Origin of the sequence: Synechococcus sp. CCAP 1479/10, from assembly GCF_019038515.1 — a bacterium.
GTDB lineage: Bacteria > Cyanobacteriota > Cyanobacteriia > PCC-6307 > Cyanobiaceae > Cyanobium.
The window spans coordinates 1-13,378 of sequence record NZ_JAFKRJ010000056.1; the positions used below are offsets into that span (position 1 = coordinate 1).

The 13,378-nt window shown below is 70.8% G+C and carries 13 protein-coding genes; 4 read left to right on the top strand and 9 right to left on the bottom strand.

Features of this window, described 5'->3' with window-relative positions; genetic code table 11:
• The 4 genes from KUG39_RS16895 to KUG39_RS16910 form a co-directional block, all read right to left on the bottom strand.
• Window positions 1-455: alpha/beta hydrolase family protein (locus tag KUG39_RS16895; protein ID WP_216918385.1), on the bottom strand; the 455-nt coding region annotated here is incomplete at its 3' end.
• Between the two features lie 23 nt (window positions 456-478).
• The gene (locus tag KUG39_RS16900; RefSeq protein WP_216918387.1) at window positions 479-1,414 is read right to left on the bottom strand and encodes an amino acid--[acyl-carrier-protein] ligase; all 936 of its coding nucleotides are present in this window, start codon (window positions 1,412-1,414) and stop codon (window positions 479-481) included.
• A 25-nt stretch (window positions 1,415-1,439) separates the two neighbouring features.
• Window positions 1,440-1,727, bottom strand: a complete 288-nt coding sequence (locus tag KUG39_RS16905) for an acyl carrier protein (RefSeq protein WP_216918389.1) — start codon at window positions 1,725-1,727, stop codon at window positions 1,440-1,442.
• 122 nt (window positions 1,728-1,849) lie between these two features.
• Window positions 1,850-4,180 carry a xanthine dehydrogenase family protein molybdopterin-binding subunit gene (locus KUG39_RS16910; RefSeq protein ID WP_216918391.1) on the bottom strand — a complete coding sequence of 777 codons (2,331 nt, stop codon included), beginning with the start codon at window positions 4,178-4,180 and terminating at the stop codon, window positions 1,850-1,852.
• A 98-nt stretch (window positions 4,181-4,278) separates the two neighbouring features.
• Here KUG39_RS16910 and KUG39_RS16915 point away from each other — a divergent pair, with 98 nt between their 5' ends.
• The gene (locus KUG39_RS16915; protein WP_216918392.1) at window positions 4,279-4,926 is read left to right on the top strand and encodes a TetR/AcrR family transcriptional regulator; all 648 of its coding nucleotides are present in this window, start codon (window positions 4,279-4,281) and stop codon (window positions 4,924-4,926) included.
• Here KUG39_RS16915 and KUG39_RS16920 read toward each other — a convergent pair whose 3' ends face one another.
• The 3 genes from KUG39_RS16920 to KUG39_RS16930 all read right to left on the bottom strand — a co-directional run bounded on the left by KUG39_RS16920 (window position 4,927) and on the right by KUG39_RS16930 (window position 6,208).
• Window positions 4,927-5,091: a DUF3309 family protein gene (locus KUG39_RS16920; protein ID WP_216918394.1), complete on the bottom strand. Its 165-nt coding sequence runs from the start codon at window positions 5,089-5,091 to the stop codon at window positions 4,927-4,929. It abuts the gene before it with no gap.
• A 4-nt stretch (window positions 5,092-5,095) separates the two neighbouring features.
• A complete protein-coding gene (locus KUG39_RS16925; RefSeq protein ID WP_216918396.1) occupies window positions 5,096-5,236 on the bottom strand; it encodes a hypothetical protein in 141 nt (46 codons plus the stop codon).
• Between the two features lie 75 nt (window positions 5,237-5,311).
• On the bottom strand, window positions 5,312-6,208 hold the full coding sequence (locus KUG39_RS16930) for a shikimate dehydrogenase (protein WP_216918398.1): 897 nt from the start codon (window positions 6,206-6,208) through the stop codon (window positions 5,312-5,314).
• Window positions 6,209-6,342: 134 nt separating this feature from the next.
• Between KUG39_RS16930 and KUG39_RS16935 the strand changes: the two genes are divergently transcribed.
• From KUG39_RS16935 to KUG39_RS16945, 3 genes are all read left to right on the top strand, one after another.
• Complete coding sequence (locus tag KUG39_RS16935) at window positions 6,343-7,326, top strand: Bug family tripartite tricarboxylate transporter substrate binding protein (RefSeq protein ID WP_216918400.1); 984 nt, start codon at window positions 6,343-6,345, stop codon at window positions 7,324-7,326.
• 87 nt (window positions 7,327-7,413) lie between these two features.
• Window positions 7,414-8,379 (top strand): Bug family tripartite tricarboxylate transporter substrate binding protein, encoded by a 966-nt coding sequence (locus tag KUG39_RS16940; protein ID WP_216918402.1) that lies wholly within the window; start codon window positions 7,414-7,416, stop codon window positions 8,377-8,379.
• Between the two features lie 65 nt (window positions 8,380-8,444).
• On the top strand, window positions 8,445-10,289 hold the full coding sequence (locus KUG39_RS16945; RefSeq protein WP_216918404.1) for a bifunctional sugar phosphate isomerase/epimerase/4-hydroxyphenylpyruvate dioxygenase family protein: 1,845 nt from the start codon (window positions 8,445-8,447) through the stop codon (window positions 10,287-10,289).
• Between the two features lie 4 nt (window positions 10,290-10,293).
• Here the strand turns inward: KUG39_RS16945 and KUG39_RS17665 are convergent, their stop codons facing one another.
• Complete coding sequence (locus tag KUG39_RS17665; RefSeq protein ID WP_216918405.1) at window positions 10,294-12,825, bottom strand: sensor histidine kinase; 2,532 nt, start codon at window positions 12,823-12,825, stop codon at window positions 10,294-10,296.
• Between the two features lie 92 nt (window positions 12,826-12,917).
• On the bottom strand, window positions 12,918-13,378 hold a 461-nt coding region (locus KUG39_RS16955; protein ID WP_216918407.1), incomplete at its 5' end, for a TonB family protein.

Below are 13,378 nucleotides of genomic sequence, written 5' to 3' on the forward strand. Positions count from 1 at the left end.
GCGCGGTCGTCACGGCCTCCGCCGACCTCGGCGGCCAGCAGCATCTGGCGGCGATGGGCGCGGCCCTGGGCGACGGGCACCAGCAGCAGCAGGCTGGTGACCTCCCCCGGCCGCCGCGCCGCCGCCTGGGCGGCCAGCAAGGCGCCGAGGCGCAGGCCGGCCAGTGCCACTGCCTGGCACCCCGCCTCCGCCCGCATCCAGCCCATCGCTTCCAGGATGGCGCCCCGCGCCGTTTCAAGCCGGAAGCGATCGCCGGGACTGTCGCCGGCGCCGGGGTGGTCCAGGCGCAGCGTCGGCAGGCCGAGCGCGGCGCATCGCGTCGCAAGGTCGCGCAGCCCGCGATGGGCCAGCAGCGCCTCATGCCCCTCCGGCCCCACCAGGATGACGCCGCGGTCGGTTGGCTCACCGGAGGCGGGATGGAACCAGCCATGGCAGCCCGCGACGGTGACCGGCACGGCGCGGGGTGGTGCCTGGCCCCTCACGGCCACAACGCCGCGCGGACGGCACCGGGCCAGCGGACGGGGTCCATGCCGTGGTGGCGCAGCAGTGCCAGCACGATGCGTTCCAGCCCGAAGCCGGCGCAACCGGTATGGGCGGGTTCGCCATCCGCGCCCTGGATGCCGTAGGCCTCCGCGAAATGGGTGACGTGGTAGTTGAAGGACCCGCAGGCGTTGGGGCGATCCGGGTCGCTGATCGGCACCAGGATCTCGAACTTCAGGCGCTGGCTGCGCTGCCCGTCGCGCATCAGGGGCGCGGCGCGGCCGAAGAAGGGATCGTTCGCGATGTCGGTGGCCGCGGGCAGGTGCAGCGATGCGAACATCGCCATGGCGCGGTCCATCCAGCGCGACTGGAATTCGCGGATGCGGCCGGGCGTGCCGAAGCAGACCTGTTCGCGCTGGCGGAACATCTGCATCCGCACGGGATCGACCGAGGGTTCGCGCCGGAAGCAGTAGGAAGAACTGTCCACCAGCCATCCCTCCTCCGGCAGACGGCCGCGCGCGGCGACGATGGGATAGACGGGGTAGCAGGAAGCCGGCGTCAGCATGACGTCGGCGGGCTGCATGTGGCTGGCCCAGCCACCCTGTTCCGGCGTGCAGGCCAGCGCGCGGCGATGCGCGGCATCGTCGCCGCAGAAACAGGAAACCCCCGCCGTCAGCTGGGGAAAGTTGCGGAAATAGCCGCTGGCCTCGAACCCCGCGCGGGACATGGCGGGGGGGAAGCGCAGCACCTCCACCCGGTCGTCGCCGGCCAGGCGGCCGACCATGGTGTCCACCGCGGCGACGACGCTTTCGAAGGCCTCGCCGCGTCCATAGAGGCCATCGACGCCGGTCGGCAGCAGGTGGCCGTGATGGATCAGTTCTTCCCGGAAGACATCGGCCGGATTGGCCGTGATGGCGAGTGTTGCGCTTTCCATGCTGTTCCCTCTCGGCGGCCTGGATTCAGGCGGCGAGGGAGTGCCGGTGCAGTTCCTCCGCCGCACCGATCAGCGCGCCGATGGTGGAAAAGGTTTCCCGCCGCAACAACCGATCAGGGAAACTTGAACCGAAATGTTCCTCCAGCCCCACCATCACCTCCACCGCGCCGAAGGAGGAGAGCCCGGCATCGAACAGGTCGGCTACCAGGCCGAGCTGCGCGGCCGGCACCGAGAGGTCGCCCCGTTCGTCGAGGATCCGCCGCACCACATCGTCCATCACGCCGCCCTCATGTCCCTGGAATGCGGCGATCATCGCGCCTGCGGCGGCGGATACAATTCAACTCGGCATCAAGTCGTCCGTGCAACAGCCGGCAGAAAACGCAGGCGGCATGGAACCCGCGCGGGATTACCGGATCGCAAGGCCGCGCCGCGGTTTCACGCCATCGCGCGCCAGATCCGTTCCGGCGTCGCGGGCATGTCGATATGCGCGACGCCGATCGCGTCGCAGATGGCGGAGATGATGGCGGGCAGCGCGCCGACCGTCCCGGCCTCACCGGCCCCCTTGGCGCCGAGCGGGTTCATCGGCGTGGGCTGCGGGTTGGACTGCACGGCGACGAAGGGCATGTCCACCGCGCGCGGCATCGCGTAATCCATGAAGGACGCGGCGAGGAGCTGCCCCGTCTCCGCGTCGAAGACGGCCTCCTCCATCAGCGCCTGGCCCAGGCCCTGCGCGACGCCGCCCTGGATCTGGCCTTTCAGCAACAGGGGATTCACGACAGTGCCGACATCATCCACCACCGTGTAGCGCGTGATGGCGACGGCACCGGTCTCCGGGTCCACCTCCGCCTCGCACAGATGGCATCCGTTCGGGAAGGTCGCGTCCTGCGGGGCGACGATGGCGGTGGCGTGGAAGCCCTTCTCCTCCCCCTGCGGAAGCCCGCCCGGCACATGCGCCGCGCGCGCCACCTGTTCGATGGTCACCGCGCGGTCGGTGCCGGCCACGGTGAAGCGGCCATCGGCGAAATCGATGTCGGCGCCGGCGGCTTCCAGCATGAGGCCGGCGATGTGGCGGCCGCGATCGATGATGCGCCGGGACGCCACCGTCATCGCCGTGCCGCCCGCGATGATGGAGCGGCTGCCGAAGGTGCCGCGGCCATGCGGCAGCGCATCCGTGTCGCCGAAGGCCACGCGGACCTTCAGCGGATCGAGCCCGAGCATCGTCGCCGCCATCTGGCGGAAGGCCGTCTCATGCCCCTGGCCGTGGCTGTGGCCGCCCAGCAGCAGGGTGCAATGGCCGTCGGAGCCGAAGCGGATCTCGACGCCTTCCTCCCCCGGCGTCTTCGCGGGGCCGGCGCTGATCTCGATGGCATTGGCGATGCCGAGGCCGAGCTTCATGCCGCGCGCTGCCGCTTCCGCGCGGCGGGCGGGGAAGCCGGCGACATCGGCGGCTTCCAGCGCCATCGCCATGCCGCGCGGGAAGTCGCCGCTGTCATAGGTGAAGACCAGGCCCGTGCGGAACGGCAATTCGGTCGGCTGGATCAGGTTCTTCCAGCGCAGCGCGGCACGGTCCATGCCCAGGTGCAGCGCCGCCATGTCGATCACACGCTCGATCGCATAGGTCGCCTCCGGCCGGCCGGCGCCGCGATAGGGGGCGGTGGGCTGGGTGTTGGTGAAGGCGCCCAGCACCTCGGCATATATGGCCGGCGTGCGGTAGACGCCGGCCAGGCCGCCGAGATTGTTGGTGGAGGAATGCGGCGTCAGCAGCGCGAGATAGGCGCCGAGATTGGCGACGGTGCGGATGCGGAGCGCGAGGAAATTTCCCTCGGCATCCAGCGCCAGTTCCACCGTGCTGTCATTGTCCCGCGCATGGGCATCGGATTGCAGGGCTTCGCTGCGATCCGCCACCCAGCGCAGCGGGCGGTTCAACCGCTTCGCCGCCCAGAGCAGCGCGGCCTGTTCCTGCGTGGGGTGGCTGCGCAGCCCGAAGGCGCCGCCCATGTCGGGGGCCACCACGCGCAGTGCCGATGATCCCGCGCCCAGCACGGGCGCCAGCGTGTCGCGCAGGTTGTGCGGGCCCTGCGTGCCGTTCCGCAGCGTCCAGCGGCCCTCCGCCTCGTCCCATTCCGCGATGGCGGCGCGCGGTTCCATGGGGTTGGCGGAGACGCGGCTGATGCGGAAATCCAGCGTGACGCGATGCGCGGCCCGCGCGAAGGCGGCGCCGACGGCCGCGGCATCGCCCTGGGAGAAGCCGAAGCAGATGTTGTCCGGCGCCAGGTCCGGCCAGACCGCGGCCGCGCCTTCCGCCAGCGCAACCGTGGCGCTGGTCACGGCGGGCAGCACCTCCCACTCCACCAGCACCGCTTCCGCCGCGTCCCGCGCCTGCTGCTTCGTCTCCGCGACGATGAGGGCGACGGGGTCGCCGACATGCTTCGCGGCGCCCACGGCCAGCGGGCGGTAGGGCGGGCGGGGCATGGGGCTGCCATCGGGGCGCTGGCGCGGCACGGCGCAGGGCAGCGTGCCGATGCCATCCGCCACCGCATCCTCCCCCGTCAGCACGGCGATGACACCGGGCAGGGAAAGCGCCGGCGCCACATCGATGGCGACGATGCGCGCATGGGCATGGGGGGACCGCAGGAAGACCGCATGGGCGGCATCCGGCGCGCGCAGATCGTCGGTGTAGCGGCCCTGGCCGCGCAGCAGGCGCGCATCCTCGAACCGGCGGATGGGCTGGCCGATGCCATTCGGGTTCGGGGCGTGCTGCTGCATGGGACGGTCCTGCGTTCTTTCCCCAGGCCTACCGCCGGTCGTCCGCCGCGTCCATGCGGGTGCTTGCGCCAGGATGGACGCACCGTAGAGTCCAGACCATGGAAACGTCCACCGCACCCCAGCCCCCCCGCCGCACCCGCGCGCCGGAAGCGACCAGGCGCGCCATCCTGGACGCGGCGCGCGCGGAATTCGCGGCCAAGGGCTACGCCGGCGGCCGCGTGGACGACATCGCGGCGCGGACCGCGACCTCCAAGCGCATGATCTACTATTACTTCGGGGGGAAGGAGCAGCTCTACGCCGCGGTGCTGGAGGAGATGTATGGCGGCATGCGCGATGCCGAGGCCGCGCTGGCGCTGGACAGCCTGCCGCCGGCCGAGGCGATGCGCCGCATGGTCGAAGTGACCTTCGACCACCACGCCGCGCATCCCGAATTCGTGCGCCTCATCAGCGTGGAGAACATCCACGAGGCCAGCAACGTGAAGCAGTCCCCCGAGATCCGCACGCGCAACGCGACGGTGATCGGGCGGATGACCGCGCTGCTGAAGCGCGGCGAGGCGAGCGGCGATTTCCGCCGGGGCGTGGACCCGGTGGATTTGCACATGCTGATCAGTAGCTTCTGCTTCTACCGCATCTCCAACCGCCACACGCTGGGCGCCATCTTCGGGCGGGACACGATGGAGCCCGCCACCGCGGCGCGGCAGCGGGAGATGATGGTGACGGCGGTGCTGCGCTATCTCGCGCCTTGATCAGATCCGCCCCAGCACCATCAGCACGATGATGACGATGAGGACGGTGCCGAGCACGCCGACGCCGCCATGGCCGAAGCCGTAGCCATAGCCGCCGAAACGCCCGCTGAACCCGCCGAGCAGCAGGATGATGAGCGCGATGACCAGGATGGTGCCGAGGCTCATGGGATCAGCGCGTCTGCACGGTGAAGTTCTGGCCGCCGACATTCACGTCCAGCACGGTGTTGTTCTGGTTGTAGGCCCAGACGCCGACGCCGCCGGCGATGGCGGCGAGCAGCGCGACGACGAGGATGACGGATTGGCGGGGCATGCGGCGTATTCCGGTTGATGGGTCCGGTCCCTGAACACCCCAGGGGTGCGCCGGGTTCCCATCGTTGCGGAATAATCAGCCGCCCCGCAGCGCCGCCCTGAACCCGGCCAGCATCCGCTCCGCATCCGGCACCAGGCCGGTGAAATGCGTGAAGGCGTGCGCGGCCTGGAACACCGCCATGCCGCCGCCATCCAGCGTGCGGCAGCCCAGGGCACGCGCGGCCGCCAGCAGCGCCGTCTCCAGCGGGAAATAGACGATCTCCGCCACCCACAACCCGCCATGCAGCATCGCCGGCGGCAGGGCCATGCCGGGCAGCTTCGCCATGCCGACCGGCGTGCAGTTCACCAGGCCATCGGCTTGCGCGACCTCCTCCGCCAGATCGGCCACCGGCACGGCGCGGCCATCCCCGAAGCGGGCCGCGAGCGATGCGGCGAGTTCACCGGCGCGGGCCGCATCCACGTCATGCACCGCCAGGCGCTGCACGCCGGCATCCAGCAGCGCCTGCGCCACGGCGGAACCGGCGCCACCCGCGCCCAGTTGCACCACGCGCCCGCGCGCCACGCCGGGCAGGCCGCGGCGGAAACTCTCCCCGAAGCCGCTGCAATCCGTGTTGTGGCCGATGCGCCTGCCATCCCGCAGCACCACCGTGTTGACGGCGCCCAGCGCCGCTGCCTCCGGCGACAGCTCATCCAGCAGGGGAATCACCTGCTGCTTGCAGGGGAAGGTGATGTTGAGCCCCGCGAAGCCCATCCTCTCCGCCGCCACCAGCAATTCCGGCAGCGTCGCGGCGCCCCCCGGAATGCGATCGAGGTCGATGATCCGATAGACGCAGGGAAAGCCCTGCGAAGCGGCCTCCGCCATGTGCAGCGCCGGCGTGCGGCTGGCCTGGATGCCCGCGCCGATCAGGCCGAGCATCAGGCCCTTTTCCTTGAGGGGCGCGAGGACGGAAGCGGTCGGCAGGCTGTCGGGCATGAACGCATCCTCGCGTATCGCGGCCCCTTCAGAAAGGGCTTGCCTATTTTATGGACTAACCAGTACATACACGTCAACGGAACCGATGGCCGCGCCCTGCGCGAAGCCCCGGGCCGGAGGAACGGAGAACAGGAATGACCAACCTCACCCGCCGCGGCTTCGGCGCCGCTTCGCTTGGGCTGATCGCCGCCGCGCGCCCCGCTTCCGCGCAGGATGCCTGGCCCGGCACGCGCCCCGTCAGCCTCGTCGTCTCCTGGGCGCCTGGCGGGTCTTCCGACTTCACCGCGCGCCTGCTGGCGCAGGGGCTGTCCCGGGAACTCCCGGGCAACGTCGTGGTGGACAACCGGCCGGGCGCGTCGGGCACGATCGGCCATGCCTCCGTCGCCCGCGCGCGGCCGGATGGCACCACGCTGCTGCTCGGCGTGAATTCCACCTACGCCATGTCCCGCCATCTGTTCCCGCAGCGCGGCTATGACGATGAACGCGCCTTCGTGGGCATCGGACGCGTCGCGATCTCCCCCATCTTCCTCTGCGTCAGCCGGGCGCTTGGCGTGACGGATATCGCGGGCCTGGTGGCGCGCGCGAAGGCGGAGCCGGGCAGGCTTTCCTACGGCTCCTCCGGCGCCGGTTCCTCCGCCCATCTGGCGACGGAGTTGTTCCTGCGGGCCGCCGCGATCGACATCCTGAACGTCACCTATCGCGGCGGCGCGCCGGCGGTGCAGGCGCTGGTGACGAATGAGGTGCAGGTCGCCTTCGTGGATGGCGTCACGGCCCTGCCGCTGATGGCGGCCGGCCAGATCGTCGCCATCGGCATCAGCAGCCTGGAACGCAATTCCCTGGCGCCGACCGTGCCCACCATCGCCGAATCCGGCTTCCCGGGGTTCGAGGCGACGACCAACTGGTCCCTCCTCGCCCCCGCCGGCACGCCGCCCGCCATCATCGCGCGCCTGGCCGCCGCCAAGTCGGCCGTGCTGCGCACGCAGGACGTCATCGACCGCATGCGCCAGGTCGCGATCGTGCCGATGGACGGCACGCCGGAACAGTTCCCGGAATACCTGGCGGCGGAAAGCGCCAAATGGGGCGAGGTGATCCGCAGCCGCGGCATCACCCTGGAATGATCCCGCAACATCGGTAAAACGTGCCTGCCCGGCCGGCCCCCATCCCGGGGCCGGCCCCAGACGAACCAAAGGGGAAGAGACACTGCCATGATCACCCGTCGCCTGCTTGGTGGCCTTGCCGCCGTGCCCTTCATCGCCCGCGGCGCGGCCGCGCAGGATGCCTGGCCGAGCCGCCCCGTCACGATGGTGGTGCCCTGGGCCGCCGGCGGTTCGACGGACGCGGTCGCCCGCATCCTGGCCGCGCGCCTGTCCTCCGACACCGGCCGCAGCTTCGTGGTGGACAACCGCACGGGCGCCAACGGCACCATCGGCTTCAACTCCGTCGCCCGCGCGCGGCCGGATGGCTACACGCTGCTGGTCTCCACCGTCAGCACCTACGCCATGGCGCCGCACATGATGCAGCTGCCCTACAACAACGAACGCGACTTCATCGGCATCGGCCTGATGGCCGCCATGCCGATGATCCTCTGCGTCAACAAGAACTTCCCGGCGAACACGCTGGCCGAATTCGTCGCGGCCGCGAAGCGCCCGGGCGCCAACATCACCTATGCCAATTCCGGCGTCGGCTCCTCCACCCATCTGGCGACGGAGCTGTTCCTGCAGGCGGCCGGCCTCCAGCTCACCGATGTCGGCTATCGCGGCGGCGCGCCGGCGGTGCAGGGCGTGCTGGCGAACGAGACGCCGATGATCGTGCAGGCCGCCTCCGGCGTGCTGCCGCTGATCCAGGCGGGTGAACTGAAGGCGCTGGCGATTTCGACGCGCGACCGCAGCCCGGTGGCGCCGAACATCCCGACCTTCCGCGAACAGGGATTCTCGGAATACGAGGTGTACGAGCACATCGCCCTGCAGGCCCCGGCCGGGCTGCCGGACGCGATCGTCAACCGCGCCAACGCGCTGGCCAAGGCCGCGCTGGAAGCGCCGGAGACGCGGGAGCGCCTGGCGGCGCTGGCCGTCGTGCCCGTCGTCGGCACCCCCGCGGAATGGCCGGCCTATTTCGCGGCGGAGAACGCCAAGTGGCGCGGCATCATCCGCAGCCGCAACATCACGCTCTAGCAAGGGGAGCCCACACGGCACCGGGATGCGCTATGCGTGCCCCGGCGCCTTGAGGGATGGGAAGCATGCAGCGGTCGATCGCCACCGTCTGTCTTTCGGGCACACTCCCGGACAAGCTGGAATCGGCCGCCGCCGCGGGGTTCGAGGGGGTGGAGATCTTCGAGCAGGATCTCCTCGCCTTCGATGGATCACCGGCGGAGGCCGGGCGCATGGCCGCCGATCTCGGCCTGGCCATCACCATCTTCCAGCCCTTCCGCGACTTCGAGGCGATGCCCGAGCCCGCGCGCGCCCGGAACATGGACCGGGCGGAGCGGAAATTCGACACGATGCAGGCGCTGGGGACGGACCTCGTCCTCGTCTGCTCCAACACCCAGGCCGCCGCGATCGACGACCCCGCCCGCGCCGCGGCCGACCTCCGTGAGATGGCGGAGCGCGCGGCGAAGCGCGGCCTGCGCGTGGGGTTCGAGGCCCTGGCCTGGGGCCGCCACACCAACCGATGGCGCCAGGCCTGGCGCATCGTGCGGCAGGCCGACCACCCCGCGCTCGGCCTCATCCTGGACAGCTTCCACACGCTCTGCCTCGGCGATGACCTGGCCGGGCTGTCGCAAGCGGTGCCACCCGAGAAACTGTTCTTCCTGCAACTCGCGGACGCGCCGCGGCTGACGATGGACCCGCTTTCCTGGTCCCGCCACCACCGCACCTTCCCGGGCCAGGGGGAGCTGGATGTCGCGGGCTTCCTGCGCGCCACGCTCGATGCCGGCTATGCCGGGCCGGTGTCGCTGGAGATCTTCAACGACGAATTCCGTGCCGCCCCCTCTCGTCGCATAGCCCGCGACGGGCTGCGCAGCCTGGTCTGGCTCGGCGAACAGGCGAAGGTCGCTCCGCTGCCGGCGGTGCCGAAGCTGGCGGGGATCGAGTTCGTCGAATTCGCGGTGGATGAGACGGCGCGCGCCGAACTCGCCGCCTTCATCGCGGCGCTGGGCTTCCGGCGGGCAGGCACGCACCGGTCGAAGGCCGTGGAGCTGTGGCGCAATGGCGGCGCCAACATCGTGCTGAACGCGGAACCCGACAGCGCCGCGGCGGAACGCTTCGCCCAGCTTGGCCCGAGCGTCTGCGCCATGGCCTTCCGCGTGGATGATCCCGCCCGCGTGGTGGCGCGCGCGGAGGCGCTGCGCTGCCCGACCTTCCGGGAGCGGGTCGGCGAGGGCGAGCGCCGCATCCCCGCCGTGCGCGCGCCGGACGGCACCCTCATCTACCTCGTGCAATCCCCGAGCCCGACGCCGATCTGGGAGGACGACTTCCATTTGTTGCCCGATGCGGGGGAGGAGAAGGGCGACCTGACCGGCATCGACCACGTGGCCCAGGCCCTGGTGCCGGGCATGCTGGACAGCTTCGTGCTGTTCTACCGCGCGGTCTTCGGGCTGGAAGCCGATGCGCCCTGGGAATTGCCGGACCCCTACGGGCTGGTGCGGTCGCGCGCCTTCACGGGCGGGGACGGCGCCATACGGCTCCCGCTCAACGTCTCGGAAAGCACGCGCACCGGCACGGGCCGCTTCGTCTCCGCCCTCGCCGGCGCCGGCGTGCACCACATCGCCTTCTCGACGAGGGACGCGGCTTCGGTCGTGGATGCCGCTTCCACCCGCGCCGCACCGCTGCTCGACATTCCCGAAAACTACTACGAGGACCTGGCCGCGCGCGTGGGGCTCGGGGATGCGGCGCTGGCGGGGCTGCGCGAACGCCACCTGCTGTTCGACCAGGACGGCAGCGGCGGCGTGTTCCTGCACGCCTATACCGCGCCCTTCCATGACCGCTTCTTCCTGGAGATCACGGAGCGGGAGGGTGGCTATGCCGGCTTCGGCGCTGTGAACGCCGCGGTGCGCATGGCGGCCCAGCAGCGCGGCAGGGGCTGAACGCCTACGTCAGGGCCGGCGCCGCCGGCAGGCTGGCTTGGGCCGGCGCCGCCGGCAGGCTGATCCGGAACACCGCACCCGGCCCCTCATTCGCCGCGCTGATCGTGCCGCCCATGCCCGTGACCAGGCCGTGGCAGATGGACAGGCCGAGCCCGGTGCCGAGATCCGGTCCCTTGGTGCTCACGAAGGGCTGGAACAGCCGCGCCAGCACCGCATCGGGCAGCCCGCCGCCGGTATCGGCGATGGTGATGCTGACCAGGCCGGCGGACGCATCCGCCACGGCGCTCACCTCGATCCGCCGCGGCCGCTCCTCGGCGGCGGTCTGCACCACCGCATCCCGCGCATTCATGATGAGGTTGGACAGCACCTGTTCCAGCGCCACCAGATGCCCCAGCACTACGGGCGGCGGGTCCCCGAGCGTGACGACCAACTGCACCATGGCATCGCGCAGGCTGCTGGCGACGAGGGACTGCGCGCCCTCGATCGCGGCCTTCACCGGCACCGGCTGGGGCTCGCCGCCGACCTCCGGCCCGCGCGCGAAGCGGCGGAGATGTTCGATCACCTCCGCCGCGCGCTTGGCGTAGCCGATGATGCGCTGCAGCCGCTGGCTGGCTGCCGCGGTATCGCCGCGCTCCACCGCCGATTGCGTGTTGGTCGCCGCCAGGGTGATGGCCTGCAGCGGCTGCTTCAATTCATGCGCCAGGCCCGCCGACATCTCCCCCAGGGAAGCGAGGCGGGCGCTGGTGATGGCGCGGGCCTTGGCCTCCCGCTCCGCCGTCACATCGGCGATGTAGCCCACCACCTCCGTCCGGCCATCCGCGGCGCGGCGCATCACCGTCATGGTCACCGCCACGGTGATGAGGCGCCCGTCGCGGCAGCGCATCGTGTAGTCGCCGCTGACCTTGCCCTCCGCCAGCAGGGCGACCACGTCGGCGGCCAGACGTTCCGGATTCCCGAGGATGGAGCGCAGGCCGCCCGGCTGGTTGATGGTTTCCATCGGCCACCCCGTCAGCCGTTCCATCCCGGTGCTGACGAAGGTCTTGCGGAAGCTGCCATCCGGCTGGGCGCTGCCCCTGAAGACCACGACCGGCGCGGCGGCCAGGGTCTGGTCGAGTTCGATCCGCGCCTGTTCGGCACGGCGCGACGCCTCGTATTGCGCGGAGACGTCGCGGGTATAGCCCACCACCTCCCCGCCCCCGTTCGGATGGACGGAGACGCGAACCAGCACGGTGGACATGCGGCGGGCGGACCCATCGGGCTGGCGAAGCTGCCAGTCATACTCGATGGAGCCATGGGCCAGCGCATCCGCGATGCAATCGTCGATCCAGGGCGTGCCCTTGGCCAGGTAGGGCGTCCAATCCGCCGTCCCGCCCAGCCGGCCATCCGGCCAGCCCGTCACCAGGTCGATGTCGCCGCCGCGGTACAGCAGGCGCGATGGGCCGCGCGGGCCGAGTGATTCCCGCAGGAACAGGACCACGGGCAGCCCACCATGCAGTCGCTCCACCTGCCCGCGCCCCTGGCGCAGTGCACTCGCCTCGACCTTGAGCCGTCGGGCGCGGGAGATGGCGACGCCGCCCGCCACCGCCAGCAAACCAGCCAGCAGACCGCCCAGCACCGACATCCGGACCGAATTCCGCAACGCCGGAATGCCCCGCAACTCCGACTTCGCATCGACCGCGACGAAGACGGCCAGGTTGGTATCCGCCACGAGGCGGCCGGCGCGCAACGTCTCCGCCTGCGTGAAGGGGTTGCGGCCGCGTGCCGTGTATTCCCCGTTTTCGTCGAGTTCCCTGGTCCAGGGATTGCCGCCGGCCGGAACCGGGCCCGCGATTGGCACCCCGCCGGCCTGCGGACCACGAAGCGCCCGGACCAGCGCATCGCCCTGCCGGCGGATGACGGCGACCACATCGCCTTCCCGCTCCGCCAGCGGCGCCAGGGCGTGGCGGAGTTCTTCCGGCCGCAGACCCACCAGCATGACGCCGCCGAAATCACCCGCCGCATCCTGCAAGCGCTGCGCGGCCAGGATGATGGTGCCGCCGGTGCCCCGCCCGGCGATCGGTGCGGTCACGAAGGTGCCTCGGAAGCCATCCCGCAGCGCGATGAAGTAGTCGCGGTCGCTGGCTTCGAACCGCATGGAATCCGGGATGGAGGACCACTGCATGCGCCCGTCCGGCCCGAGGATCACCACGCTGCGAAAGGGCGTCCGGCGCTCCCCGCGATCCCGCACGAGATGCCGGAGCGTCGTCTCCATCTGCCGGCGCAGGACCGCATCGGCGACGTCGTCCATCAGCACCCATTGCTGGGCCAGCAACCGCAGCGTCGCCATGTCGTCGAGGTTGCGGAGCAGCAGTTGCTCCGCCACGCGCGCCGTGGATTCCGCGCGTTCGAAGCCGGCACCGGTCTGCAGGTCTTCCTGCACCCGGACAAACCCTTCGCCGAGCAGCCACGCCGATCCGGCGCCGCCCACCACAAGGGCGACAGCGCCGACGATCACCACGGGGCGGAAATACCGCCACTTCGAGAAGCTGGAGAGCACCGTGCCCTGATCGCAGAAAATTGATTGAACGCCTCTTAACCAGTCCAGCAATTGGAAGCGAGGCTTCTACCAAATGATCTTTTTTGGGACGATCAGCGCCGGATGAGCACGTAATTCACCGTCAGGTCGATGGTGACGCCGTTCGGGTCCACCGGCGGCGGGAAGGCCGGCAGGGTCGCGCCGCTGAAGGGGAAGGTGGTGCCGAAATTCAGGGAAGGCGAGGTCGAGGGGCCGGTCAGCCGCACGCTTCGCACCTGGCCGTTGGGCTCCACGATCACCTGCACCCGCACCGTCCCGGATTCGCCCAGCTGCGCCGCCCGCATGGGGTAGCGCAGGTTCCGGTTCATCCAGTCGCGGAAGGCCGCGCTCCACCCCGCATCCACCTGCGCGCCCAGGACCCGCACGCTGGGGTCGGTGCTGGCCGCACCTTCCGCCAGGCGGGGATCGACCGTGAAGTCCAGCCCCTGCGCCGTCAGGCCATAGAGAAACGGTGTGATCGTGCGGCGCGTCAGGGCGTGCAGCAGCAGCACCGCCAGCCCCACCCAGGGCAGGC